This window comes from Ruegeria sp. AI2 (assembly GCF_056541275.1).
Map to the genome: position 1 here is coordinate 76486 of NZ_JBQFYB010000005.1, position 24970 is coordinate 101455.

The 24970-nt window shown below is 57.2% G+C and carries 23 protein-coding genes; 9 read left to right on the forward strand and 14 right to left on the reverse strand.

The window, feature by feature from the left end:
- Window positions 1-501: 501 nt before the first annotated feature.
- Window positions 502-936, reverse strand: coding sequence for a homoprotocatechuate degradation operon regulator HpaR (gene hpaR / locus ACR0LL_RS11870; RefSeq protein ID WP_480586891.1), 435 nt, complete (start codon window positions 934-936; stop codon window positions 502-504).
- A 188-nt stretch (window positions 937-1124) separates the two neighbouring features.
- On the opposite strand from hpaR, the gene ACR0LL_RS11875 reads away from it, so the two are divergent.
- Window positions 1125-1895 (forward strand): HpcH/HpaI aldolase family protein, encoded by a 771-nt coding sequence (locus ACR0LL_RS11875; RefSeq protein WP_480586893.1) that lies wholly within the window; start codon window positions 1125-1127, stop codon window positions 1893-1895.
- Between the two features lie 4 nt (window positions 1896-1899).
- Here the strand turns inward: ACR0LL_RS11875 and ACR0LL_RS11880 are convergent, their stop codons facing one another.
- Window positions 1900-3042 carry a DUF3095 domain-containing protein gene (locus ACR0LL_RS11880; protein WP_480586896.1) on the reverse strand — a complete coding sequence of 381 codons (1143 nt, stop codon included), beginning with the start codon at window positions 3040-3042 and terminating at the stop codon, window positions 1900-1902.
- Window positions 3043-3182: 140 nt separating this feature from the next.
- On the opposite strand from ACR0LL_RS11880, the gene ACR0LL_RS11885 reads away from it, so the two are divergent.
- From ACR0LL_RS11885 to ACR0LL_RS11905, 5 genes are all read left to right on the forward strand, one after another.
- On the forward strand, window positions 3183-4355 hold the full coding sequence (locus ACR0LL_RS11885; protein WP_480586898.1) for an MFS transporter: 1173 nt from the start codon (window positions 3183-3185) through the stop codon (window positions 4353-4355).
- A 21-nt stretch (window positions 4356-4376) separates the two neighbouring features.
- Window positions 4377-5408 (forward strand): glycosyltransferase family 4 protein, encoded by a 1032-nt coding sequence (locus ACR0LL_RS11890; RefSeq protein WP_480586900.1) that lies wholly within the window; start codon window positions 4377-4379, stop codon window positions 5406-5408.
- Window positions 5409-5511: 103 nt separating this feature from the next.
- Entirely contained in the window at window positions 5512-6534 is a 1023-nt protein-coding gene (locus ACR0LL_RS11895) for an aspartate-semialdehyde dehydrogenase (RefSeq protein WP_267367255.1), read from the forward strand.
- Window positions 6535-6657: 123 nt separating this feature from the next.
- Window positions 6658-8289 (forward strand): DUF4139 domain-containing protein, encoded by a 1632-nt coding sequence (locus ACR0LL_RS11900; protein ID WP_480586903.1) that lies wholly within the window; start codon window positions 6658-6660, stop codon window positions 8287-8289.
- A gap of 217 nt (window positions 8290-8506) precedes the next feature.
- Complete coding sequence (locus tag ACR0LL_RS11905) at window positions 8507-9424, forward strand: endonuclease/exonuclease/phosphatase family protein (RefSeq protein ID WP_480586906.1); 918 nt, start codon at window positions 8507-8509, stop codon at window positions 9422-9424.
- Between the two features lie 267 nt (window positions 9425-9691).
- On the opposite strand, the gene ACR0LL_RS11910 is transcribed toward ACR0LL_RS11905, so the two are convergent.
- Window positions 9692-10342: a carbonic anhydrase gene (locus ACR0LL_RS11910; RefSeq protein WP_267363919.1), complete on the reverse strand. Its 651-nt coding sequence runs from the start codon at window positions 10340-10342 to the stop codon at window positions 9692-9694.
- Window positions 10343-10486: 144 nt separating this feature from the next.
- Between ACR0LL_RS11910 and ACR0LL_RS11915 the strand changes: the two genes are divergently transcribed.
- The 3 genes from ACR0LL_RS11915 (at window position 10487) to ACR0LL_RS11925 (ending at window position 13056) form a co-directional block, all read left to right on the forward strand.
- Entirely contained in the window at window positions 10487-10876 is a 390-nt protein-coding gene (locus ACR0LL_RS11915; protein ID WP_480476854.1) for a hypothetical protein, read from the forward strand.
- Window positions 10877-10939: 63 nt separating this feature from the next.
- The gene (locus ACR0LL_RS11920) at window positions 10940-12322 is read left to right on the forward strand and encodes a leucyl aminopeptidase family protein (protein ID WP_480586909.1); all 1383 of its coding nucleotides are present in this window, start codon (window positions 10940-10942) and stop codon (window positions 12320-12322) included.
- On the forward strand, window positions 12319-13056 hold the full coding sequence (locus ACR0LL_RS11925; RefSeq protein ID WP_480586912.1) for a C40 family peptidase: 738 nt from the start codon (window positions 12319-12321) through the stop codon (window positions 13054-13056). Before ACR0LL_RS11920 ends, ACR0LL_RS11925 begins: the two co-directional genes overlap by 4 nt.
- Here the strand turns inward: ACR0LL_RS11925 and ACR0LL_RS11930 are convergent.
- The 11 genes from ACR0LL_RS11930 to ACR0LL_RS11980 form a co-directional block, all read right to left on the reverse strand.
- Entirely contained in the window at window positions 13053-13403 is a 351-nt protein-coding gene (locus ACR0LL_RS11930) for a DUF2794 domain-containing protein (RefSeq protein ID WP_209598949.1), read from the reverse strand. The two genes, ACR0LL_RS11925 and ACR0LL_RS11930, sit on opposite strands and share 4 nt — an antisense overlap.
- A gap of 73 nt (window positions 13404-13476) precedes the next feature.
- Window positions 13477-15141: an ABC transporter permease gene (locus tag ACR0LL_RS11935; protein ID WP_480586914.1), complete on the reverse strand. Its 1665-nt coding sequence runs from the start codon at window positions 15139-15141 to the stop codon at window positions 13477-13479.
- A 122-nt stretch (window positions 15142-15263) separates the two neighbouring features.
- Entirely contained in the window at window positions 15264-16481 is a 1218-nt protein-coding gene (locus ACR0LL_RS11940) for a phenylacetate--CoA ligase family protein (RefSeq protein WP_480586916.1), read from the reverse strand.
- 19 nt (window positions 16482-16500) lie between these two features.
- On the reverse strand, window positions 16501-17334 hold the full coding sequence (locus ACR0LL_RS11945) for an ABC transporter ATP-binding protein (protein WP_480482435.1): 834 nt from the start codon (window positions 17332-17334) through the stop codon (window positions 16501-16503).
- Between the two features lie 111 nt (window positions 17335-17445).
- Window positions 17446-18729: an ABC transporter substrate-binding protein gene (locus ACR0LL_RS11950; protein WP_480586919.1), complete on the reverse strand. Its 1284-nt coding sequence runs from the start codon at window positions 18727-18729 to the stop codon at window positions 17446-17448.
- Between the two features lie 74 nt (window positions 18730-18803).
- The gene (locus tag ACR0LL_RS11955; protein WP_480482437.1) at window positions 18804-19880 is read right to left on the reverse strand and encodes a branched-chain amino acid ABC transporter permease; all 1077 of its coding nucleotides are present in this window, start codon (window positions 19878-19880) and stop codon (window positions 18804-18806) included.
- A gap of 3 nt (window positions 19881-19883) precedes the next feature.
- Complete coding sequence (locus ACR0LL_RS11960; RefSeq protein ID WP_209506939.1) at window positions 19884-20141, reverse strand: hypothetical protein; 258 nt, start codon at window positions 20139-20141, stop codon at window positions 19884-19886.
- A gap of 3 nt (window positions 20142-20144) precedes the next feature.
- On the reverse strand, window positions 20145-21131 hold the full coding sequence (locus ACR0LL_RS11965; protein ID WP_267363929.1) for a branched-chain amino acid ABC transporter permease: 987 nt from the start codon (window positions 21129-21131) through the stop codon (window positions 20145-20147).
- Window positions 21132-21160: 29 nt separating this feature from the next.
- A complete protein-coding gene (locus ACR0LL_RS11970) occupies window positions 21161-21979 on the reverse strand; it encodes an ABC transporter ATP-binding protein (protein ID WP_480559234.1) in 819 nt (272 codons plus the stop codon).
- 78 nt (window positions 21980-22057) lie between these two features.
- A complete protein-coding gene (locus ACR0LL_RS11975; protein ID WP_480586922.1) occupies window positions 22058-24031 on the reverse strand; it encodes an AMP-binding protein in 1974 nt (657 codons plus the stop codon).
- 306 nt (window positions 24032-24337) lie between these two features.
- Window positions 24338-24949 (reverse strand): hypothetical protein, encoded by a 612-nt coding sequence (locus ACR0LL_RS11980; protein WP_480586924.1) that lies wholly within the window; start codon window positions 24947-24949, stop codon window positions 24338-24340.
- Window positions 24950-24970 lie beyond the last annotated feature (21 nt).

Below are 24970 nucleotides of genomic sequence, written 5' to 3' on the forward strand. Positions count from 1 at the left end.
CAGCGTGAAACGGCTCAATTCTGACCTGATTGACTGACGCCGTGTCAAAAATTGGTTTCATCAGTTTTTATGGTCTCACCAGTACACGAACAGGTCGAAACAACTCTTGGCTCAGCCAAAAGCCGGGCAAAATCCTCAGGTAGTCAGGCCCGCGCCGATTTCGGTGCGGAGTCAAAATTCAAAACAGCAGCTTTGGTAAAGCATTTCACCAAAGTGACGTCGGCAAACCATACGCTGACCCATTTACCGGTCGGCAACTGCCTAAACCAGTTTCGGAGAGTATAGGTGCAAGGTCCCTCCCCCAAGGGCCGAAAGACCCTGTTCAGAGCCACATCACAGGCTTTTCAGATACTCCGAAGCACAGGCCGGACCGTCAGGTTTGACGTAACCGGTCTTAGGCCAGGCACCAACGACCAGTCCGGGTCTGGCCGCCCCGTCGGAGACTCCCCCTACAGTTTCCGGCGGGGTCACTGCCGACGACACCGGATTCAGTGAGAATAATCAAGATTCGAGGTCCTTCAACTCGTTCAGCAGATCCAGCAGTAACTCATGCTTGTCCGGTCCAAGCTGAGATCGAATACGTTCCGCCTGGGCTGTGCTTGCAGCCAGATTGGCACGAATGATCTGAACCCCTTTTGAGCTGATCTCAACAACCTGGCGCCGTCGGTCTGCCGGATGGCTGCGCCGCGTGATCAGTCCGCGGTTCTCCAGCTTTTGCAGAATGCGCGTCAGGCTTGGCAGCAACAGGCAGGCGCGATCGGCGATGTGGGTCGGCTCTTGCGGGCCTTCTTCATTCAACACCCGCAACACCCGCCACTGCTGTTCCGTGACACCAGCGTCAGCCAGCATTGCTCGAATGGGTCCCATAACCTTTTCCCGCGCCCGCAAAAGCGCAATGGGCAAAGATCGCGACGTCAGAGGGAGATCGTCGGTCATAAGAAAATTATCACCGAAATCCGGGATATAAGCAAGCAACCCGACACGCAGCAGCAGCGCCCACTCCCGTATTCGCACGTTATGCGGGCCGATTTCAGGCTGGACAATTAGGAACGACCGTTGATGATGCGACCGAGGTCCATTTCATGTCCTTCTCACCTGCTCCGGCTCAAATATGAGGTTTCAGCATGTCAGCCCCAAAGAATATGTTCAAACAGGCTCTAATAAAGGGCGAACAGCAGATTGGTTGCTGGATGAGCTTTGCTGAATCCGTCACCGCCGAGATCATGGGAACCGCGGGTTTCGATTGGCTGGTGATCGATGGTGAACATGCGCCAAATGAGATCCGCTCGATCCGGGATCAACTGACAGCTTTGACCGGTAGCGCATCTCATCCCGTTGTTCGGGTCCCTGTTGGAGAGACCTGGCTGATCAAGATGGTTCTGGATGCTGGTGCCCAAACAGTACTGGTTCCGATTGTCGAAAGCGCCGCGCAGGCGCAGGATCTGGTCCGTGCCTGCCGCTATCCACCGGACGGGGTGCGGGGTGTTGGCGCAGCGGCATCGCGCGCCACGATGTATGGGTCGACAAGCGACTATATCCAGACCGCAGATCAGGAAATCTGCCTGTTGTTGCAGGTAGAAACCCGCGCCGGAGTGGCCGCGTTGGATGACATTCTTCAAATCGAAGGTGTGGATGGCGTTTTCATTGGCCCCGCTGATCTGTCAACCGACATGGGGTACAAGGGCAACAGCGCCGCACCCGAGGTGCGTGCGGTCATCGCGGACGCCCTGGCCCGGATCAAGGCCGCAGGCAAAGCGCCGGGCATCCTTGCCACCAATGACGAAGCGCGTCAGGCCTATCTGGACATGGGCGCCCAATTTCTGGCGGTCGGTATAGATGTGATGCTGCTGGCACAGGCGGCACGCGCGCTGGCCGCGCAATGGAAACCTTCCTAGACACTCAAGTGCGCATGGCCGCAGCGGCCTGCGCATAGCCGCCCGAGGCTCCATCAACAAAATGCACATGGTCATCCCGTGTGGCCGAGGGGACGATACATGTCATCATCGCCTCGTCCTGTGCGTGCAAACCGTATCTGATTTTCCCACGGCGACGCGCCTCTTCAAGCAGGTGTTCGATTTGGCGCAATGTGTCCGGATCGCAGTCGAGCGTCATTTTCAGCCCGTCATCAAACTTTCGGTAATCGGCATTACTACTGACCATATGTCTGTAATGGTCCGGCTCAAAGCGTCCCATCCGCAGGCCAGTTTTGAACAATACCGCGATCAACAGGTTTTGAACCAGCAGGACGAGCTTGTGCAAAATCACATGACGCCCGTTGCGCGACACATGTGCGTCGATGTCAAGGCCGGGTGGAGGCCATGTCATGGGCGGACCCTTTTCCGACACCGGATGGCCAGCACGCTCAAGCGCTTCCGACGCGGACAAGACGGATTGCGCAAGATCGGCAAAGTCCCGTTCGGTTGCTGACGGTGTGGGCTGTACGACCAACGAAACGATTTGACCGTGACGGGCCGGGCTGTTGGACCACCTGCAAGAAAGGCCTGTCAGATCCGGCTGCGCACCTGGCCCTGCGGGTGTGACCATATTTTGCCCGGCTTTCATCCCGGCCTCGGCCCAGGCCAGACCACCGCCGGAAAACATGGCGTAATCCACTCCGGCAGAGGGTGCATAGCGAGCAACGCGCAGATCCTTACCCACTTTGCGAATATCAGCCACCGACACCAGCGCCGCCCGTAATGGCATGGAGAACTCTTCATCTGCCCAGCGCCGCAAATCCGCCAGCGTAGTCCGGGCGGTTTTAGCTTTTCCGGGCGGGACAGCAAATCCCGCCCCATCGCCGCCAAAGACATATGGAAACAGCGCGCCGTCCATTGCATTGATCATGGCCGAAATGACCGCAGCGCCCACAGTATTGACTGTCTTGTACCGGCCCCGCGCGATTTCGCCTGTTGAATCGACAATGTCAGCAACACCCAGAACCCAATCATCGGGCAGTTTTGAAAACTGTGCGGGGTCTGCCAGGCGGGTAAAATCGCGCTGCAGGGGAAGGTTTTCGTAAAAAGTGAACTGGAGGTCTTTCATGCTCCCCCTCGGAATCAATGTTTTGACAAAGATAGCCGGAAGGCGAGCCATGTCCTGACTTTGAAACATAATACACAGGCTTGTGCGTTGCATCACGGCGTGCCAAGCATTTTCCTCGGACGAGCAGGAAAGGGCTGAAGATGCAGGCAGGTTTGGTGGTTTTATGCCTGGGCTATGTGCTCAGCCAATTTTTCCGCGCTTTCCTTGCGGTTCTCAGCCTAGATTTGGAACGTGACATCAGTGCCATGCCCGAAGATTTGGCCTTTGCTTCCGGTCTTTGGTTTATCGTATTCGCCGTCATGCAGATCCCGGTCGGATGGGCGCTGGACAGGATTGGCCCCCGCCTCACGTCCGCGGCACTGCTTCTGGTGGGCGGGGCAGGTGGAGCGGCGGTTTTTGCAGCCGCAACAACGCCCCTGCACATCAGCATAGCCATGGGCCTGATCGGTGTCGGGTGCTCTCCGGTTCTTATGGCCTCCTACTATATCTTTGCGCGTGAATACCCCCCGGCGCGGTTTGCCACATTGGCCGCCGTGATGTTGGGCGCAGGGTCCGTTGGAAATCTGGTGGCTTCTTATCCAACCGCGCTTGCCGTGGAATGGATGGGGTGGCGCGCAACGATGGTCGCGCTGGCCACGGTGTCCGCCGCAATCGCATTGGGCCTGTGGCTGACAGTTCACGACCCGGCGAAGGTCGAAACAGAACACAAGGGATCCCTGCTGGATCTGCTGAAGGAGCCTGCCCTGTGGCTGATCCTGCCTCTGATGCTGGTTGCCTACGCCCCCTCTGCTGCGCTGCGAGGGCTTTGGGCCGGGCCTTACCTGAACGACGTCTTTGGCTTAAGTGCCACTCAGATCGGTACTGCAACGCTGATCATGGGTGCGGCTATGATTGCGGGCACTTTTGTTTACGGACCGCTGGACCGCGTTTTTGGTACCCGGAAATGGGTGGTTTTCGCTGGCAACGCACTGGGCGCAGCTGCGTTGGGCTTGCTCTGCCTGTGGATCGAGGATGCAACATGGCTGTCTGTCCTGCTGATGGCCGTAATCGGCTTTACCGGTGCCAGCTTTCCGGTCATCATGGCCCATGGTCGGGCCTTCGTGCCTCCGCATCTGGTGGGGCGTGGTGTGACATTGCTGAATCTTTTCGGCATCGGCGGCGTTGGCATTGCTCAATTCGTCACAGGACGTATTCACGCAGCCACCGTGCAAGACGGATCAACGGCACCCTACACCGCAATATTCGGGTTTTTTGCGGTCACCCTTGCCATTGGTTGCGTGATCTATCTACTCAGCCGGGATAGTGTGGATTGACGCAGCCATCAGGAGAGTCCGTTGAAAGACCCCGTTGTCATAGCCCCAAATCTGAAACGCAGACTTTCGGGCGTAACAGCAACCATCGCAAGGCTGGTTCCGCTGCAGGCGCAATGGATCGACATCGCCGCCACTGGACCGGGTCTGCCCGCCGACACGCCGCACATCCCACTGGGTCGACTGCCTTTCCTGTCGCGTCGTAAAAGGCGGGTCTGGCACGCACGCCGCAACACCGAGATGTTGCTGGGGCTCATCCTGCGCGATGTGTTCCGGTTAAAGCTCAAAATGCTGTTCACAAGCGCGTCCCAAAGGCCGCACACCGGCTATACCAAATGGCTGATCGGAAAGATGGATGCGGTCGTTGCAACCTCGCGCAAAACCGCAGGGTATCTTGAGCGAGACTCGCAGGTGGTGATGCATGGCATCAACCTGGAGGACTTCGTTCCGCCTTCAGACAAGGCCACCGTCCGTGCTCGGCTGGGGCTGCCGGATGGGGTACTGTTAGGGTGTTACGGCCGTATTCGACACCAAAAAGGCACGGATGCCTTTGTCGACGCCATGATTGACGTGTGCGGGCGGTTCGACACAGTGTCAGGCATCGTCATGGGCCGGGCAACCGAGAAACACACCGCATTTCTGGCTGAACTGAAGGATAAGGTCGCAAAGGCTGGCTTGTCGGATCGCATCCTTTTCAAGCCCGAGGTGACCGTAGATCAGATTGCTGAATGGTATCAGGGTCTGGACCTGTTTGTTGCGCCACAAAGGTGGGAGGGATTTGGTTTGACCCCTCTCGAAGCAATGGCCTGCGGTGTTCCGGTTGTAGCCACAGATGTCGGTGCGTTCTCCGAGATCATTACTGATCCATCCTTTGGCAAGGTGGTGACCGCCGATGATGTTCCCGCCTTGGTCGAGGCGATTGCCCAGATGTTGAAATGCAATGATTCCCTATCACAAGCGGGTCAGGCATCCCGCACCCATGTCGAGCAGAATTTTGACATTCAGGGCGAAGCAAAGACGCTGGTTGCGCTATATGAACGACTTTTGAACGATTGAACCGCTTGAATTCAGCATCAGTCGTTGAAAACCCCGCTGATAGCCCTTTTTTCTTCGCCGCAACGCGGCTATGAACGCGCGTCCTTAACTTTGGAGACATGAAATGGGCTATCGCGTCGTAGTCGTCGGCGCCACGGGCAACGTGGGCCGCGAAATGCTGAACATTCTGGCTGAACGCCAGTTCCCGGTTGATGAACTTGCCGCCCTGGCAAGCCGTCGCTCGCTGGGTACCGAAGTAAGCTTTGGCGACAAGACCCTTACGACCAAAGATCTGGACACGTTTGATTTCACCGGCTGGGACATGGCGCTGTTTGCCGTGGGTTCCGAGGCGACCAAAGTCTACGCCCCCAAGGCAGCTGCGGCAGGTTGTGTGGTGATCGACAACTCGTCGCTCTATCGCTATGACCCGGACATTCCGCTGATCGTGCCGGAATGTAACCCGCAGGCGATCCACGACTACAAGAACAAGAACATCATCGCCAACCCCAACTGCTCGACAGCGCAGATGGTTGTCGCGCTGAAGCCGCTGCATGACCGCGCCAAGATCAAGCGCGTTGTTGTGTCGACCTATCAGTCAGTTTCGGGTGCCGGCAAAGAGGGCATGGATGAGCTTTGGGATCAGACCAAGGCCGTCTACAACCCTACCACCGAGGTCGCCCCGAAGAAGTTCCAGAAACAGATCGCCTTCAACGTCATTCCGCAGATCGACGTCTTCATGGAAGACGGCTCGACCAAGGAAGAGTGGAAGATGGTTGTCGAGACCAAGAAGATCGTCGATCCGTCGATCAAGGTCACTGCAACCTGCGTCCGCGTGCCGGTGTTTGTCGGCCATTCCGAGGCCGTGAATATCGAGTTCGAAGAGTTTCTGGACGAAGACGAAGCCCGCGATATCCTGCGCGAAGCGCCCGGCATCATGGTGATCGACAAGCGCGAAGCGGGTGGCTACGTCTCGCCCATCGAATGCGCAGGCGACTTTGCCACATTCATCAGCCGCATCCGCCAGGATTCGACTATCGAAAACGGTCTGAACCTGTGGTGCGTCAGCGACAACCTGCGCAAGGGTGCCGCCCTGAACGCGGTTCAGATCGCCGAACTGCTGGGCCGTGAGGTCCTGAAAAAGGGCTGAGGGCTTTCAAAGCTGAAAACCCCTAAGGGTCGCCCTTTGCAGGCGGCCCTTTTTTGTGCTTGCAGTCGACCATCCGGGCTGCAACCCTTGCGGGAAGATAGCCCCTGATTTCCGCGAGTGATTATGAGACCCCTGATTTACCTTCTGGCCCTTGCGCCCACTGTCCTGAATGCTGAAATATTTTTGATCGACACCAAAGTCAGTGAGGTCACGGTTTACCCCAGAGGAGCCGACATTATCCGCACAGGGGCCTACGAAATTCCTGCTGGCAACCATCGTTTGATCTTGCAGGGCATTCCCGCACGTGACGAAAATCAGTTGTTTTCAATTCAGGTTCTGACCGAAGGTCTGACACAAACCGCGTTGCTGCGGCGCTTTGAAAACCTTCCGGTACAGGACCGCAAAAGCGAAGCTGTAATGCAGGCCGAGGACCGGATCGAAGCCATCGAAGATCAGATCACTGCTGTCACTGACAAGGCAAAAGCCACCCGTTTACGCGCCGAGGCTGCACGCCAATCCTTATTGTTTCTTGGTCAATTGGGACAGAATGAAGGCCTGCCTGCCGACCCAAACACGCTGCGTGAGATCACCCGCATGATCGCCGAGGAATCTCTGCGCGCCGAGCAAGAAGCCCAATCGGCGGAAATCGAAGCCCGAGGTGTCGAGCGGCAACTGGAACAGCTGGAAGAAGATTTGTTGATTGCTCAGGCTGATCTGGCAGCACTGATCCCCGAAGCTGATGACCATGTATTCGTTGCCGTCGACGTGACCGCCGACACAGCAACAAGTGGCGCTCTGACCGTGTCTTACATCGACTCCTATGCCGCAGAATGGTCTCCGGGATACGAGTTTCATTTGGCAACCGGCGACGCGCCCACAGTTCGGATCGACCGCAACATCCTGATCACGCAGGACACCGGTGAAAACTGGCGCGATGTTACGATGCATGTTTCGACCATTGCCCCCACAGGGCAGAACGCTGCATCATGGCTGCCTTCAGTACGACATTGGATACGCGAAACACCGCCGCCGCAACCAGAACAGGGAAATTTCGGGAAATTGGCAGAAGCGGTTGTCGAGGCACCTGTTATAGTGGAAGAGACATCCATAGGCACGATGTTGACCTCGTCAGTAGAAGGCACCGGTATCACATACACTTTGCCAAATCTCATCTCGGTTTCCACTGGTTATGAGATTACCGAGGTCGCATTGGACTCGATCACCCAATCTGCCGAGGTTTTTGCGCTTGGCGTGCCCTGGCGCGATGACACAGCGTATCGGACCGCGCGGTTCACAAACCCAATGGATCAGAGGCTTCTGGAGTCGGCTGCCGCGCGGTGGTTTGTAGACGATATTCTTGTTGCTGCCGGAGGGTCGCAGGAAATTGGCCCTCGGGAAGAAATCGAGATGGGATTTGGTCCCATCCATGGTCTGACACTTTCGCGACAGATCCTGAACCGCAGCAACGGTGACACCGGGATCATTTCGCGGTCCAATCAACGGATCGAACAGGCTGAAATCAGCATTGAAAACCTGACGGACCAAACCTGGCCGCTGCGCCTTTTGGACCGGGTTCCATATTCCGAGCAGGACGATCTGGAAATCACGTGGAACGCCAATCCGCGCCCAAATGAAGAAAATGTGGACAACCAACGCGGAATTCTAGCTTGGGAAATGGATATTGCCCCCGATCAAAAGGCAAACATCACCTTGAACCTTGAAATGAACTGGCCCGAGGGGATGGACCTGAGGTAGCTTCCAAAGACGCTCGGATTTTGCCGTCTATTTCATCAGCCGCACCCATCAAGGCACCGACCGGACCCCAAGCATTGGCAGAGCGCTGACGGCAATCCAAATTGCCGACCAGTTGACAAATTCAGGCGTGCTTGCCAGCTAATCACCGACCTGAACGTGATGGATGGGACAATACAGACAACAGGTGGTGCCCCGCACAGGGCATCAGGGGCAGAGCATGGGAAATTCGACCAAACGCAGAATTGGAAGATACCTGATCTTAGGATGTACAGGCATTCTGGTTGGGCTTATCCTCATCGGGTTTACCGGGCAATTCCTGGCGGTCGGAGATTCCTTTGCGCTTTTCCGCCCGCAAGCTGGCGTTTTGCTTTTGCCGTGTGCCGCGATCCTGCTGTATATGCGCGCCAGATACCTTGCTTTGGTCACCCTGGCCTTTGCCGCCGTTGCTGTCGGATCAATCGCAACCAGTTTCGCCGCCCCGCCCAAGGACTGCGACGGTCCGTGTCTGACCCTGTATCAAAAGAACCTTATGAGCCGGGCGTGGCCCCGGTATTCGCTGGCCGACGACATCATTGAATCCGATGCTCAGATCGTGACGTTGCAGGAAGTCTCGAGTCACAACCGTGAATACATGAGCAACCTGTTCGAGCATTACCCCGAAAAGGTGATCTGTGAGTTTCGTCCCGAACAAAACGTTGCCATCCTGACAACTTTGCCGATTGTCGAAGGGTCCGGGTTCTGCCTGAAAGGTCATGGTCTTGTCGGAATACAAGTCGAAGCCCCGGACGGGTCTTTGGTCTGGATCGTATCGATCCACCTGAACTGGCCTTTTCCTTATGACCAATCAACCCAAAGCCGGATCATTGCGGAACGCATTGCGGATCTGGATGGCCCGGTTCTGATAGCCGGGGATTTCAACATGGTTCCTTGGGGTGCAAGCGTCCGGCGGATAGCGGCGGCAGCAGACAACCAGAGTTTTGGGGCCGTCCTGAACACTCATGATCTTGGCAGCTGGCACCTACCGTTGCCAATCGACAACCTTTTGCTCCCGAAGGGAACAACCGGAACAGTCGAACTGCGCCCGTTCATGGGATCCGACCATTTCGGCAAATTCGCGCGGTTTCGCTTGGACTAATCCGCGAGGTCTCCGCCGCCTTGGTGGGCATACCAGAGCGCATGTTGCGATCTCAAGAAGGGTCTAGGTGTTATTTTCGATCAGCACTTTCAGATTATTCAACCCGCGCTCGTAATCGCCGCCAACCCATTTATCCATCATCAACTCCATCCAGCGGGACATGGGGTTGAGCCCTAGATCGGATTCAAACGTCATGTGTGGAGCATACGAAGTAACGGCTCTGAAACAGAGCCGTATTCCGCATCATTTTTTCACTATGAACTGTCGTCAGACCGGAACGAATTTCTTCTGTATGGGGTCGAAACTCTCTAACCCGCCAGCGCCGATATCGGTCCACAACCCGTGCAGGCTCAGGGTGCCCTGTTCGACCGCTGACGAGATGAACGGGAACGTCATCAGGTTTTCAAGCGACGCAACAACCGACTGGCGTTCCAGCTGCCGGGCTTGTTCGAGGCTGTCTTCGATATCAGCGACAAGTTCGAATTTTGGTTTCAGAATGTCCATCCAGCGACCGACAAAGCTTTCCTTTGCGTCCAGTTGCGGCGCCTGACCCTTGCACATGTCGATACAGCCCTGAACACCACCGCATTGCGAATGGCCAAGAACCATCAGATGCGCAACCTTGAGAGAAGTGACGGCGTACTCGATTGCTGCGCTGGTACCGTGATGATCGCCGTCCGGCGCATAGGGTGGCACCAGATTGGCGATATTGCGGTGGATAAAGAAATCGCCCTGATCGGCACCGAACATCGAGGTCACATGGACCCGGCTGTCGCAGCAGGAAATCACCATCGCCCGGGGCCGCTGCCCTTCATCTGCCAGCCGCTTGAACCAGACCTGGTTTTCCGAATACGTGGTCGCTTTCCAGCCGTGATACCGCGTGACCAGATAGCTCGGCAAAGGTTTGGCAAATTCCATTACGGTGTCCCCGTTCTTGTCGCTGACCGATCCTCTAAACCGAATTCTAGGAAAATTCGAGCAATTATCCGATTTCTCTGCAAGGTTTTGCAAAGGAATTTGTCACCAGTATCAAACCTGCGCCGTGGGGGCGTCAGAAATAGGGTGAATGTGGTGGAAAAAATAATCACGCTTGAACACAAGGAATCCGTCCGTCTGGATTCGGATCAACTAAGTGGCCTTTACCGTCAACTGGGCGACAAGAACGCGCTGGATGTGCTGTGCCGCACCATCGAAGAACTGGCAGTGCGCCTGTCGAACTGCGAACGCTTTTGGCGTCAGCGCGAATGGGCCGACCTGCGCAAATGCGCAAGGTCCCTGGTTGCGATTTCCGAACAGGTCGGGATGACAGTTCTGGCCAGGGTTGCAGGTGACGTGGCGCAGGCCGTCGATGCCGGTGACGCGGTAGCCGCAGGCGCGACGCTGGGACGTCTGATCCGCGTTGGTGAGCGGTCATTGACAGCCGTCTGGGATCAACAGGACCTTTCCGTCTGACAGGGGTTGCGGGCAGAATATGCGCGGCTAGTCTGTGCACAGAAACAATCTGTCGAGGCGCCCATGACACTGTCCTTCGCCCCATCCTCTGACCCTTCCATACCGCTTCATGTGATCGCGCAGCCGGATTTGGACGGCTGGCTTCTGGATCAGCCCGAGCGCGTGCAGTCCTGGGTCGCAGCAAACGGGTTTTCCGGTGCGCTGGGGCAGGTCCTGCCTGTGCCAGCCTCGAACGGCGCAATTGAATTCGCGCTGGCCGGTTACGGAACCGAAGAAAAACGTGTGCGCAAACGGTTTCCCCTCGCGGCAGCGGCTTTGGCGCTGCCGGAAGGCACCTACGGCATTGCTTCGGGCATTCCTGCGGATTTATTGGAGATGGAGTGTCTTGGCTGGCTGATGACCAGCTATGCTTTTGATCGATACGCGTCCCAGACCGGAGGGTCAGCGGCATTGATTGCGCCTGATGGCATCAACGCCGCCCGTATCGAAGCCATGGCAAATGCCGAGGCTCTGACGCGCGATCTGGTCAACACGCCCACTTCGGACATGGGGCCGGATCAGTTGCAGCAAGCGGTCGAGGTTCTGGCGGATGAATTCGGCGCGTCTTGCAACGTGATCACCGGCCATGCGCTGCTGGATCAGAACTTTCCCATGATTCACACAGTAGGACGGGCCGCGGAACAGGCCCCCCGGCTGATCGAGCTGAACTGGGGCACTAGTGGCCCCAGACTGACACTGGTGGGCAAAGGTGTATGTTTCGATACCGGCGGGCTGAATTTGAAACCGGGCGCATCCATGGGCCTGATGAAAAAAGATATGGGTGGCGCGGCCAATGTGTTGGGACTGGCACGGATGATCATGGCGCTGGACCTTCCCCTGCAACTGCAGGTTCTGATCCCGGCCGTTGAAAACGCGGTATCAGGCAATGCCTTCCGCCCCGGTGATATCCTGACCTCACGCAAGGGTCTGACCGTCGAAATCAACAACACCGACGCCGAAGGGCGTCTGGTTCTGGCTGATGCGCTGACTTTGGCGGATGAAGGGAATCCCGATCTGGTGATCTCGATGGCAACGCTGACCGGTGCGGCGCGCGTGGCCGTGGGCCCTGATCTGGCACCGTTTTACACCGACGACGAAAGCTGCGCTGTGGCCTTGGCACAAGCGGCCAAAACGTCTGCTGATCCGGTCTGGAGAATGCCGTTTCACACACCCTACGAGGCGATGATCGAACCCGGCATTGCCGATCTGGACAATGCCCCCGCGGGCGGGTTTGCCGGGTCTATCACCGCCGCGCTGTTTCTGCGCCGGTTCGCAGGGTCCAGCCGCTATATCCATTTTGACATCTACGCGTGGCAACCCAGCAATGAACCCGGCCGCACAAAAGGCGGTCTGGGTCAGGGCTCACGCGCAGTGCTGTCGGCATTACCGGAGGTATTGGGATTATGACCAAGCGCCGCGTATCCAAACCGGTCGTCGACCTGCTGCGTGCCCCTGACGGGCCGCGTGACCGGCAATTGCTGCTGGGGGACGCGGTTCATGTCAAAGAAAACCACGGCGGGTGGAGCAGGATCGTCGCAGAAAAAGACGGATATGCTGGTTGGCTGGAAACAGACAACCTGTCCGAGGATATGCCTGCAACGCATTGGATCAATGCGCCAGCAACACATGCCTACGCGGCCCGCGATATCAAAAGCTGCGATCTCTTGTCTCTGAGTTTCGGAAGTAAAATCCATGCGACTGCCGAAACGGATCGGTTTGTGCAGACCGAGTTGGGTTTTGTCCCAAAGGTTCACACGGCCCCAATTGCAGAAAAACCGCGTGATCCGGTTGCCGTGGCCGAGTTGTTCCTGGGCACGCCCTATCTGTGGGGCGGCAACAGCCGGTTCGGCATCGATTGCTCAGGGCTTGTTCAAGCCGCGCTGCTGGCCTGCGGTATTCCCTGCCCCGGCGACAGCGGCGATCAGGAACAAGCCTTGGGCGCTGTCCTGACAGCTGAATCACCTGCGCAGCGTGGGGATTTGCTGTTCTGGAAAGGGCACGTGGCCTGGGTTTCGGGCGACAACATGATTTTACATGCGAACGCCAGCCATATGGCGGTTGTGTACGAGCCAATGGACCGGGCGATTCAGCGCATTCAGGATCAGGGCGACGGACCTGTTACAGCGCGAAAAAGGCTCTAATCCGGGTTTACGGCCCGGATGAGCTTGCGTTCCAGCACCCGCAGTACCGCGCGCAGATCATGGCCGCGTTTCAGGATACGGCCATCCATACCTATGACTGAGTACATACCCTGCCGGGACTTCAGGCGCGGGTGCTTTTCGACGCGGTAGATCGGGTGCTCAGCGGTGCGCCGGAAGATCGAGAATACCGCCATGTCGCGCAGGTTTGAGATACCATAGTCTCGCCACTCTCCGGCGGCGACCATCCGTCCATAAACGGACAGGATTTGCGACATCTCATGCCGGTCAAAGGCCACGGGCATCTGCGCTGCGTTTGCCGAAAACCGGTTGGGAGGCTGCATGTTCATACCACCAGCCTTGCCGGAAATCATGTTTGAATCAAGCCTGATGCGCTGTTGCTCAGCTTTTACAACACAAGTGTTACCGCCGACCAACCTGACGGCAGATCAGGATTACCGGCAGCAGGCCGACCGCCAGAATGACCAGCGACGGCACGGCGGCGCCCTCAAGCCTCTCATCCGAGGCAAGCCTGTACGCCTGTACGGCCAGTGTGTCGAAGTTGAACGGGCGCATGATCAGGGTGGCAGGCAATTCCTTCATCACGTCCACAAAGACGATCAACAGCGCGGTCAGCAGCGACGGCGTTAAAATGGGCAGGTGAACGCGCCGCAATGTCCCCAGCGGAGTTTGCCCCAACGACCGGGCCGCGGCATCCATATTGGCATGAACCGTGCTTTGACCCCCCTCATATGCGCTGAGCGCAGCGGCAAGGAATCGCACCATATAAGCGGCGACCAGCAGCCAGATTGAACCGGTAACCAACAACCCAGTCGACACATCGAATGTCTGCCGCATCCAGGCATCCAGCGCGTTGTCAAAGCTGGCGAAAGGTACAATCAAGCCGACTGCGATGACGCCACCGGGCACGGCATATCCCAGCCGCGCCATGTAGGCCGTCGCCGACGACGCGCGCCCGGGTCTCAGACGTTGAAAGAACCCGACACAGATCGCCGCAAAGACAGTGACGACCGCGGCCGTGCCAGCAAGGATCAGCGAGTTCTGGATGAAACCGATATAGCGCCGCGACAGCAGGTTCTGTTCCGATTCCAAACCCATCTCGACCAGTATGATAACGGGCAACAGAAACCCGAAGATAACGGGTATCGTACATAACAGGAATGCCGCGACAGCGCGAAGACCGGTCAGGTGTTCCGCCGGTTGGGCAGCATGTTTCTTTCCGGCCTGATAGTATTTTGCCTTACCGCGCTGGGTGCGTTCGGCCACAGCCATGATCAGTGCAAAGACAAGCAGGCACCAGGCCAGCTGCGCCGCCGCCGCACGGTCGGCCATTGAAAACCAGCTGGTGTAAATCCCGGTCGCAAAGGTCTGCACACCGAAATAAGACACGGTTCCGAAATCGGCGATGGTTTCCATGATGGCCAGTAGCACACCACCGGCGATTGCCGGGCGCGCCATCGGCAGCGAGACGCGCCGAAACGCAAGCCATGGATTGTTGCCTAGCGCCCGAGCAGCCAGAAACGCCGAAGCACTTTGTTGCAGGAACGCAGCCCGCGCCAGCAGGTAGACATAAGGGTACAGCACCAGAATCAGCATCACCGCAGCGCCCCCGGTCGAACGGATTTCAGGGAACCAATAGTCGCGCGGCCCCCAACCCGTTACATCCCGCAAAGTGCTTTGAACGATACCCGGATGATCCAGAATAAAGGTGTACGCATAGGCAAGCACATATGCCGGAAAAGCCAAGGGCAAGACCAGCGCGATCTCAAGGATCCTGACACCGGGAAAGCGGGTCATCGTCACCAGCCAGGCAGCGCCCGTGCCGATACTGAACGTACCCGCCGCGACCAGCACCACAAGTATCAGGGTCGTCACAGTATAGCTGGGCAGCACCGTGTCCATCAGGTGCGAGATCGTATCTGTCCCGCCCGTCACTGCCGCCAGAACCACGGCCACCATGGGCAACAGGCATGCGGCAGCCACAAGATAAGCAACTGCGGCCAACAGCCGTGTGCCGCGTACACCGCGATTGCGTGATCCGTTTTCTGAATAGTCGATCTGGGCCATTATCCCGGCTTTTGATTGGCAAAGGCTTAGGGTACGCCTTTAATCGACCAAAATGCTCGGAAACACCAGTGCGTCGGTCAACAAATCTGCGGCACAAACTGCCGCAGACCTGTTATTGACCACTATTCGTAGACGCGCTGATCCTCGATCACCAACCCGTCTTTGGGCAGCGAGCCGGGGGCCACGACTTCGATTGCGCCTTTCAGTTTCAGCACTTCGGCCACCGATCTGGCATATGCCTTATCATCCCCGCCTGTGCTTTCGATCTGGACAGTCATCGAATCCATCTCGCCCTGGCGGGTGGCGACGACACGAGCCTTGACGATTTCCTCATGCTTGTCGACCAAAGCGGCAACCTGTTCCGGACGCACGAACATACCTTTGATCTTGGTCGTCTGATCTGCACGCCCCATCCAACCTTTGATCCGGGTGTTCGTGCGACCGCAGGGGGAAATCCCCGGCATCACGGCGGACAGGTCGCCTGTCGCAAAGCGGATCAGCGGGTAATCGGGGTTGAGAGAGGTCACCACGACCTCACCCACCTCACCCGGTGCCACCGGAGTTCCGGTTCCAGGTGTCACAATCTCGACAATCACGTGCTCGTCGATGATCATCCCGTCGATCGCGGCGCTTTCATAAGCAATATTGCCCAGATCCGCTGTCGCGTAACATTGAAGGCACGAGATACCCCGGTCGGCATATTCCTGTCGCAGAGACGGGAACAAGGCACCACCGCCAACGGCGGCTTTCGAGAAATGCAGTGAAACGCCCATCTCGTCGGCTTTGTCCAGAATGACCTTCAGGTAATCCGGCGTGCCTGCATAGGCCGTACAGCCAACGTCGCGGGCGGCAGTCACCTGCAACTCGGTTTGTCCGGTTCCTGCGGGCAGAACAGCCGCGCCGACAGCCCTTGCGCCATTTTCAAAGATCATGCCGGCTGGGGTTAGGTGATACCCAAAACAGTTCTGGACAATGTCCCCTGCGCCAACACCCGCGGCATTCAGGAAACGGCCCATGCGCCACCAGTCGTGATCAGTGCTGCCCGGCTCATAGATCGGTCCCGGCGACTGGAACACATGATGGAAATGCCGCGCCGGTTTCACTGTAAATCCACCAAACGGGGGGCGTTTGGCCTGTGCTCTGGTCAGGTCCGATTTCCGCAGAACCGGCAATGTCGGCAAATCTTCAACTGATTTTACCTTATTAGTGTCTGATTCTGACAGATGCGACGCAAATCCAGGGGCCGACATCGCGCGTTTGATCTGCTCCACTAGTGCCCTGGCCTGGTCCGAGGCGCGTTCGTCTACCGAGCGTGTTTCGAGTGCGTCGAAATAGGTCATAGCCATATCCTCCATCCGCTCACAGCCACCTTTTGCGACGACGATAGGACCGCACATCGCGAAAGCTTTTGCGGCCTTCGTCGGACATGCCCAGGTAAAACTCTTTCACATCCGGGTTTTCGCGCAGGTCGGCTGCCGGGCCATCCATCACGACACGCCCGGATTCAAGAATGTAACCGTAATGTGCAAAGCGCAGGGCGACGTTGGTGTTCTGCTCTGCCAGCAGAAAGGACACGCCCTCTTTTTCGTTGAGGTCCTTCACGATACTGAAAATCTCTTCGACCAGCTGCGGAGCAAGACCCATTGAGGGTTCGTCCAGCAAAATCGTCTCGGGCCGCGACATCAAGGCCCGCCCCATGGCAACCATCTGTTGTTCCCCACCCGAAGTATAGCCTGCCTGCGACCGGCGGCGTTCCTTGAGCCGGGGAAAATATGCATAAACCATCTCAAGATCCCGCTGGACCGCAGCCGCCCCGTCTTTGCGGGTGTAGGCGCCGGTCAGCAAGTTTTCTTCGACGGTCAGGTGCTCGAAACAGTGGCGGCCTTCCATCACCTGAATGACACCCTTTTCAACCAGATCGGCCGGATCGCTTTCATGCACGTTCTGGCCGCGATACTTGATCGAACCTTTGGTGACTTCTCCGCGTTCGGAATGCAGCAGGTTCGATACGGCCTTGAGCGTGGTTGTCTTGCCCGCGCCATTGCCGCCCAGCAACGCTGTGATGCCGCCCTTTGGAACGCTCAGGCTGACGCCTTTCAACACGAGGATCACGTGGTTGTAGATCACCTCGATATTATTGACCTCAAGCAGGGTTTCCGCCTGCACGTCAGTGGTTTGTGCCGCATCCAGCATCAGCGCGTTTCCTCATGCCTGCCCGTTCCGGGGCTGTTCGTGAGGAGCGGCAGGTGACCCGCCGCTCCGGTTGTCTGAACGCCCCGGATCACATCCGTGGCGCAACATGCCTTACTCGCAACGTGGCGAGATGCTGTTTTCGGTTGCGTAGGCACCGGAATCTTCTTCGATCAACGCGCCGATAACTTCGGCATCTGTCGGTTTGAAGTCCTGTATCGGGTTCCAGGCGCCAGTCGCCGCATCCCACTGAACAACACCGACAAGGCCGGGGCCGCCGTGGTTTTCGCAGGAGACCGAGAATTCAGGGCCGAACCCGGACATGCCAAGCGCTTCCATCTTGGCGTTGGTCATTTCCAGTGCTTCCATGCCGTCGCGCATCATCGACGCGTCGATATCAGCGGTTCCGTGCATCGCCTGCGCCGTTTTCACAGCCTCGGCTGCCAGCATGGCGGCGTAAAGACCACGGTTGTACTGAACTGTACCCAGCTGATCGCCGGCACCCGCAGCCTTGCCCGAGTCAACGACGTACTTTTTCAGGTCGTCATAGACAGGATAGTCCATGCCAAGGCCGGTAAAGGTCAGCGCCTTGTAACCGGTCGCTTTTTCGCCAGCAGGCTGAACGTCGAATTCCGCGCCAGACCACCAGACACCGATGAAGTTTTCCATCGGGAAACGGATGTTGGCCGCTTCCTGAACCGCAACCTGGTTCATGACGCCCCAGCCCCACATGATAACATAGTCAGGCTTTTCGCGGCGAATTTGCAGCCATTGCGACTTCTGCTCCTGGCCTGGGTGATCTACCGGCAGCAAGGACAGCTCATACCCATGCTTTTCAGCCAGAGTTTCCAGCGTCCGGATCGGTTCCTTGCCATAGGCCGAGTTGTGATAGACCAGCGCAATCTTCTTGCCGCTCAGGTCACCGCCATTTTCATCCAGCAGATAGTTGATCGCACCGGACGCACCATTCCAGTAGTTGGCCGGATAGTTGAACACATGGCTGAACACTTTGCCGTTCGCAGCCGAGGTCCGGCCATACCCCATCGTGTGCAGAGGAATGCCGTCGGCGGTCACTTTGGGGATCAGCTGATAGGTGATACCGGTCGACAGCGGCTGATACACCAGCGCGCCTTCACCTTTGGTGGATTCATAGCATTCCACGCCTTTTTCGGTGTTATACCCGGTTTCGCATTCGATCACGTTTGCTGGTACACCGCCAATGCCACCGTCCCGCTCGTTCAGAAGCGTGAAATAGTCGGCGTAACCGTCCGCGAATGGAATACCACCAGCCGCATAGGGCCCGGTTCGATAGCTGAGCGACGGGAACACAAGATCCGCCATCGCAGGTCCTGCCGCCATCAGGGCGCTCAGCGCCACGGTTGCCAGTTTCTTGTTCATCGGGTGTCTCCTCCCTTGATTGATCCGATATTGAGTTCGGGCTTGATCACCCGTCTTTATGATTGGGCCAGCCCTCAGTGCGGGAACGGCCAGAGTCTGAGTTTCTCTTTCGCCACGCGCCACAACTGTGCAAGACCGTGGGGTTCCAGGATCAGGAACATGATGATCAGCGCGCCCACGATCACCAGCTGAAGATGGGCAACGATATCGGTCGGCCAACCCAGAAGATCGACGCCAACCAGTTTGAGCAGAACCGGCAGCAGCACGAGGAAGGCCGCCCCGGCAAAAGACCCGAAAATCGAGCCTAATCCGCCGATAATCACCATGAACAGCACCAGGAATGACTTCTGAATGCCGAATGCTTCGCCCACCTCGACCGCGCCGAGATAGACGGCAAAGAACAAGGCCCCTGCGATGCCCACAAAGAACGAGCTGACAGCGAAAGCGCTGATCTTGGCTTTCAACGGGTTCACCCCGATGATTTCGGCGGCGATATCCATGTCGCGGATCGCCATCCATGTCCGCCCGGTCGTGCCGCGGGTCAGGTTGCGCGCAATAATCGCGCTGAAGGTCAGGAAGATCAGGCAGAACAGGTAGGTCGCCCAGGCCGGGGCGTTCGGGCCCGAGATGATGATGCCGAACACGTCACGCTCGGGCGCGTTGATCTGACCCGAGGCCGAGTAGTTGTAAAACCACGGCACCCGGTTGAAGAGCCAGACCAGAAAGAACTGTGCCGCAAGCGTGGCCACCGCCAGATAGAACCCCTTGATCCGCAGGGAAGGCAGGCCGAACAAGACGCCTACAATCGCTGTGATACCACCAGCCAACAGGACATGAATGAACATGCTGACATCTGGAAATGCGGTCATCAACTTGTAGCAGGCATAAGCACCCACTGCCATGAAACCGCCTGTACCAAGGCTGACCTGCCCGCAATAGCCCACGAGTATGTTCAATCCGATCGCCGCGATGGCATAGATCAGAAAGGGCAGCAGCAGGGCGTTTGCCCAATAGTCGTTGATGATGAACGGAATGATCCCGAACGCCACCGCCAGAACGACATAGTACCGGTACCGGTCGAACTTGATCGGGAAAGTCTGGCTGTCATCCACGTAGGAGGTTTTGAAATCTCCGGCCTCACGATAGAACATCTGTTACTTTCCCCATTCTTCCTGCGCCCGGTTACGGGTCGCGGCGTCCAGCTGGCTGGACCCTTTGGCATATCCGCTCGCCTCAGAGGCGCGCACCAGTTTCAGGTAGGCCAGAACGCCCATGATCAGACCGGCAAAGGCCAGGATCGCGGCAATCGTCAGCTGGCTGTCAGTCAGGTCATTCGAGGTCAGCGCGATATAGCCAAAGGCCCAGAACCCCGCCCATGCGATCACGTTGATGATGGCGATCAGCTTGGTCATGCGTTACACCCTCTCGATGATCTTCTCGCCGAACAGACCCTGCGGTCTAAACACCAGGAAGATCAGCGCCAGCACATAGGCAAACCAGTTCTCGGTCGCGCCGCCGACCAGCGGGCCAACCGAGAATTCGAACAGCTTCTCGCCCACACCGATGATCAGACCGCCGACGATGGCACCGGGGATCGAGGTGAACCCGCCCAGCATCAGCACCGGCAGCGCCTTGAGTGCGATCAACGACAGCGAGAACTGCACGCCCGATTTGGTGCCCCACATGATTCCCGCGACCAGCGCTACGAACCCGGCCACCGACCAGACCATGACCCAGATGAAGTTAAGCGAGATCCCGACCGAAAGTGCCGCCTGATGGTCATCCGCCACAGCACGCATGGCCCGCCCCTGCTTTGTGTACTGGCTGAAGGCCACCAGCGCCGCCACCAGAAGCGCCGCAATCACCGTTGCCACGATGTCGAGGTTGTCGATGAAGAAGCCATAGCCAAAGATATTAAAGGTGACCTCGTCGATCCACAGGTTGATGCCCTGCGGCAGACCCACATCCAGCGTCTTGATCTCGGAGCCCCACATCAGGTCGGCCACGCCTTCAAGGAAATAGGCCAGACCGATCGTGGCCATGAACAGGATGATCGGCTCCTGCCCAACCAGATGCCGCATGACAAAGCGCTGCACACACCAGGCCAGCAGAACCATCACGCCCATTGTCAGGATGATCGCCAGCAGGGCGGGGATGTTCCAGCCGAAGTTATAGACATGAGTACCGAAGGTCGCGTTGATCAAATGCGCGAAGGGCACCTGCCCGTTCATGATCCCGACCAATGTCATCGCCGCAAACAGGGCCATAACCCCTTGCGCGTAATTGAAAATTCCCGAGGCCTTGTAGATCAGCACAAAGCCCAGCGCGACCAGCGCATAAAGCACCCCGGCCATCAGACCGTTAAGGATGACCTCCGTGGCAAAGATTAACTGCTCAGGCATATGTGCCTCCCCGGATATCTGCTTTGGTCTCAGTCATGGCTGACCCCCAGATAGGCGTCGATGACTTCCTGATTGTTGCGCACCTCGTCGGGTGTACCGTCACCAATCTTCTTGCCGTAATCCATCACGACCACGCGGTCGCTCAGGTCCATCACCACGCCCATATCGTGTTCGATCAGGGCGATGGTGGTGCCGAATTCGTCATTCACATCGAGGATAAAGCGGCTCATGTCCTCTTTCTCTTCGACGTTCATGCCCGCCATCGGTTCATCCAGCAGCAAGAGCTTTGGTTCTGCTGCCAGTGCGCGGGCCAGTTCGACGCGTTTTTTCAGGCCATAAGGCAGGCGCGCAACGGGCGTCTTGCGGATGTGCTGGATTTCAAGGAAATCGATGATTTTCTCGACCGCCTCACGGTTTTCAACCTCTTCCGCCTCGGCCTTTCCCTTCCACCAGGCCTGCTGGAGGATGTTGGTCCGCATGAAATTCAAGCGCCCGGTCATGACGTTGTCCAAAACACTCATCCCCTCGAACAGCGCGATGTTCTGGAACGTCCGCGCGATCCCCTGCTGCGCCACCTCAAAGGGCCGCATCGCTGGGCGTTTTGATCCGTGGAACCAGACCTCGCCTTCCTGCGGGACATAGAACCCCGAGATAACGTTCAGCATGGATGATTTTCCGGCCCCGTTCGGCCCGATGATGGCGCGAATTTCGCCTTCGCGAATATCGAACGAGATGTCTTTGATCGCCACGACGCCGCCAAAGCGCAGGGTGATGTTCTTCATTTCCATCACCACGCCGCCGATCTTGCGACCGTCTTCGGTGACATATCCTTCGGCGTTATCCAGCATCAGTCACTCCCTGACTTGCGCAAAAACGGGATGGCGGGCGTGGCGATGGCCGCAGGTCGCGCGTTGCTATGGCGGCCCTCATTCCGCTGCCACCTTGTGCTGCGCAACCGGTACGACCGGCGCATCCACGATTTTCAGCGTCGCGCTGATTGATCCCTTGCGCCCATCTTCATAGGTCACTTCGGTCGTGGTCGACACGCTTTCGGATCCGTCATAAAGCGCCGCAATGATGTCGTGGAACTTCTCTTCGACAAACCCGCGCCGCACTTTCCGGGTGCGCGTCATCTCACCATCATCAGCGTCCAGTTCTTTGTGCAGAACGACAAAGCGATGCACCTGGCAACCGGACAGCATTTCATCAGCTGCTACCGATTTGTTGACCTCTTCCACATGCGCCCTGATCGTCTCTAACACACGCGGATGGCCTGCCAGTTCCTGATAGGAGGCATAGGCCACGTTGTTGCGTTCCGCCCAGTTGCCGACCGCTGTCAGGTCGATATTGATGAAGGCCACGCAGCGATCCTTGCCGTTTCCGAACAGAACGACCTCGAGAATATCGGGATAGAATTTCAGTTTGTTCTCGACATATTTCGGCGCAAACATGGACCCGTCGGCCATTTTGCCCACGTCCTTGGCGCGGTCGATGATCCGCAGATGGCCGCTGCTTTCCTCGATGAACCCGGCATCACCCGTTGCCACCCAGCCTTCGGCATCTTTGGTCGATGCCGTGGAATCCGGGTTGTTGTAATATTCGACAAACACGCCGGGTGAGCGGTAATGGATCTCGCCCTTGTCGTCGATCTTGAGCTCGACATCCGGCGCGGGCACGCCAACCGTGTCGGCCCGAACCTCGCCATCCGGCTGTACGGTGATGAACACGGTTGCTTCGGTCTGGCCATAAAGCTGTTTCAGGTTGATGCCCAAAGATCTATAGAAATCAAAGATTTCCGGTCCGATCGCTTCACCCGCGGTATAGCCAACCCGGAACCGGCCATAGCCCAGGGTATCCTTGAGCGGCCCGTAGACCAGCAGGTTACCCAGCGCGTATTTCATCCGGTCGCCAAAGCCGACGGGTTTGCCATCCAGCAACTTGCCACCCACCTTTTTGGCATGCGCCATGAAGTGATGGAACATGCGCTGCTTCAGCTTGCTCGCATCCTCCATCCGGATCATTACATTGGTCAGCTGGCTTTCAAACACGCGCGGCGGGGCGAAGAAATAGGTCGGCCCGATTTCGCGCAGGTCGGTCATCATCGTGTCGGCGCTTTCCGGGCAGTTCACGCAGAACCCGCACCAATAGGCCTGACCGATGGAAAAGATGAAATCACCGACCCATGCCATCGGAAGATAGGAAAGGATATCTTCATCGCGGGTCAAATGGTCGAAAATCGCTGAATTCTTGGCGCTTTCGATCACATTGCGGTTCGACAGAACCACCCCCTTGGGCTTGCCCGTTGTGCCCGAGGTATAAAGCATGACGCAGGTGTCGTTATAGGTGATCTCAGAGATGCGCTTGTCCAGCTCTGCATCAAACCGCTGATGTCCTGCCTGACCTTCGGCCATGAGGTCTTCCAGCGCGTTCATCTGGCTGTGGTCGTATTTCCGCATCCCCCGCTTGTCGGTGTAGAGGATGTGCTTGATCTGGTGCACTTTTTCCTGAATCTCGATGACCTTGTCGACCTGTTCCTGATCACCGCAGACGACATATTTCGCGCCGCAATGTTCCATCACATAGGTCATCTCTTCGGCGACTGCGTCTTGATACAGAGGCACCGGAATTGCACCGACCATCTGTGCCGCGACCATGGTCCAGTAATGTGCTGGCCGGTTGCGTCCGATCACGGCAATGTGGTCACCGCGCTCAACGCCAATTTCAAGAAATCCAAGAGCGAGCGCACGAATCTCCTTGGCCGCTTCAGCCCAGGTCCAGCATTGCCAGATCCCAAATTCTTTTTCCCGATAGGCCGGGGCATCCCCGAACTGGGTCGCGTTGCGGTGTAGAAGCGCCGGAAGGGAATGCAACCCTTCGGCGCCCGACTGCGTCTGAGCCAATCTTTTTCTCCTCCCCATCCGGCCTCCTCAAAGCCGGAAATGGCGAATCCGGGAAAGCCCCCGGATGCCAGTGCCCCCGATTTGGGACACCCGCACGATCAGCGTCAACTTTTTCCTGATGTTTTCTCAATTCTTACGAATTGTAACAGGTGCGGAGGGGTGATGTTACGTTTTTACAAGATGTACAAATGCAGACTGTCACGAGGAACCCGATAGTCCCAAGCTATTGCCGCACCAAACAGGTCCTGTGTGCAGCAGGAACGCCGGACCGGCAAACAGAATTCGACTTTCGGCAGGTTGGCGCGGCTACTGATACTTAGCTTTTAATGCTGCTTTTTTAAAACGACCAACAGATGTTGAGCGCAACGTGTACAGCAACCCCAAAAGTTTCGTGTTCAAGGGCATTGTCTTATCGCGGTAAACGAGGCTTGCCTCATAGGGCTTGTTGGCGTCGCAAAGTTCGATGATTTCGCCTGCGGCCAAAACCATCTCGTCCATCAGGGCTTCGGCAGCTTCCGCCTTGCTTGCCTCATCCTCTGAAATTGTTTTGTCTCTTTGGGACTTTCGGCGGAAATCCACAATGGCGGCGGGCACGTATTCAGTGACCCGATTTCTGAAGCGCGTCATGTCAGAGCCATTGGCCTGAGTGCCATCCGATTTGGTGTAGGAGTTGTAATCACCGTATAGGGCCAGGATCGTGCTCGTCTGGTGAAACAAAAGATCCTGCCGCGCAAAATCGAGTTCAACGTAGCGGTCAATTCGGGCCTGTTCTTCGATCATGACCGTTATCGAAGCCGTCGCATCATCTGCTTTGACACCATGAACTGCCAAAACAACAAAGGTCAAAATCAAAACAATCCTGGGCACCCAAAGCTTTGCAACTCGACTTGCAATCATAACGAGGTACTCCTTCACCATTGAGAAAGCACTCGAACACTA

What these genes read in the sequence shown, in the direction of transcription:
- hpaR (WP_480586891.1), bottom strand. Translation starts at nt 936, where the DNA reads ATGACCGACGATCTCCCTCTGACGTCGCGATCTTTGCCCATTGCGCTT.
- ACR0LL_RS11875 (WP_480586893.1), top strand. Translation starts at nt 1,125, where the DNA reads ATGTCAGCCCCAAAGAATATGTTCAAACAGGCTCTAATAAAGGGCGAA.
- ACR0LL_RS11880 (WP_480586896.1), bottom strand. Translation starts at nt 3,042, where the DNA reads ATGAAAGACCTCCAGTTCACTTTTTACGAAAACCTTCCCCTGCAGCGC.
- ACR0LL_RS11885 (WP_480586898.1), top strand. Translation starts at nt 3,183, where the DNA reads ATGCAGGCAGGTTTGGTGGTTTTATGCCTGGGCTATGTGCTCAGCCAA.
- ACR0LL_RS11895 (WP_267367255.1), top strand. Translation starts at nt 5,512, where the DNA reads ATGGGCTATCGCGTCGTAGTCGTCGGCGCCACGGGCAACGTGGGCCGC.
- ACR0LL_RS11900 (WP_480586903.1), top strand. Translation starts at nt 6,658, where the DNA reads ATGAGACCCCTGATTTACCTTCTGGCCCTTGCGCCCACTGTCCTGAAT.
- ACR0LL_RS11905 (WP_480586906.1), top strand. Translation starts at nt 8,507, where the DNA reads ATGGGAAATTCGACCAAACGCAGAATTGGAAGATACCTGATCTTAGGA.
- ACR0LL_RS11910 (WP_267363919.1), bottom strand. Translation starts at nt 10,342, where the DNA reads ATGGAATTTGCCAAACCTTTGCCGAGCTATCTGGTCACGCGGTATCAC.
- ACR0LL_RS11920 (WP_480586909.1), top strand. Translation starts at nt 10,940, where the DNA reads ATGACACTGTCCTTCGCCCCATCCTCTGACCCTTCCATACCGCTTCAT.
- ACR0LL_RS11925 (WP_480586912.1), top strand. Translation starts at nt 12,319, where the DNA reads ATGACCAAGCGCCGCGTATCCAAACCGGTCGTCGACCTGCTGCGTGCC.
- ACR0LL_RS11930 (WP_209598949.1), bottom strand. Translation starts at nt 13,403, where the DNA reads ATGAACATGCAGCCTCCCAACCGGTTTTCGGCAAACGCAGCGCAGATG.
- ACR0LL_RS11935 (WP_480586914.1), bottom strand. Translation starts at nt 15,141, where the DNA reads ATGGCCCAGATCGACTATTCAGAAAACGGATCACGCAATCGCGGTGTA.
- ACR0LL_RS11940 (WP_480586916.1), bottom strand. Translation starts at nt 16,481, where the DNA reads ATGACCTATTTCGACGCACTCGAAACACGCTCGGTAGACGAACGCGCC.
- ACR0LL_RS11945 (WP_480482435.1), bottom strand. Translation starts at nt 17,334, where the DNA reads ATGCTGGATGCGGCACAAACCACTGACGTGCAGGCGGAAACCCTGCTT.
- ACR0LL_RS11950 (WP_480586919.1), bottom strand. Translation starts at nt 18,729, where the DNA reads ATGAACAAGAAACTGGCAACCGTGGCGCTGAGCGCCCTGATGGCGGCA.
- ACR0LL_RS11955 (WP_480482437.1), bottom strand. Translation starts at nt 19,880, where the DNA reads ATGTTCTATCGTGAGGCCGGAGATTTCAAAACCTCCTACGTGGATGAC.
- ACR0LL_RS11960 (WP_209506939.1), bottom strand. Translation starts at nt 20,141, where the DNA reads ATGACCAAGCTGATCGCCATCATCAACGTGATCGCATGGGCGGGGTTC.
- ACR0LL_RS11965 (WP_267363929.1), bottom strand. Translation starts at nt 21,131, where the DNA reads ATGCCTGAGCAGTTAATCTTTGCCACGGAGGTCATCCTTAACGGTCTG.
- ACR0LL_RS11970 (WP_480559234.1), bottom strand. Translation starts at nt 21,979, where the DNA reads ATGCTGGATAACGCCGAAGGATATGTCACCGAAGACGGTCGCAAGATC.
- ACR0LL_RS11980 (WP_480586924.1), bottom strand. Translation starts at nt 24,949, where the DNA reads ATGGTGAAGGAGTACCTCGTTATGATTGCAAGTCGAGTTGCAAAGCTT.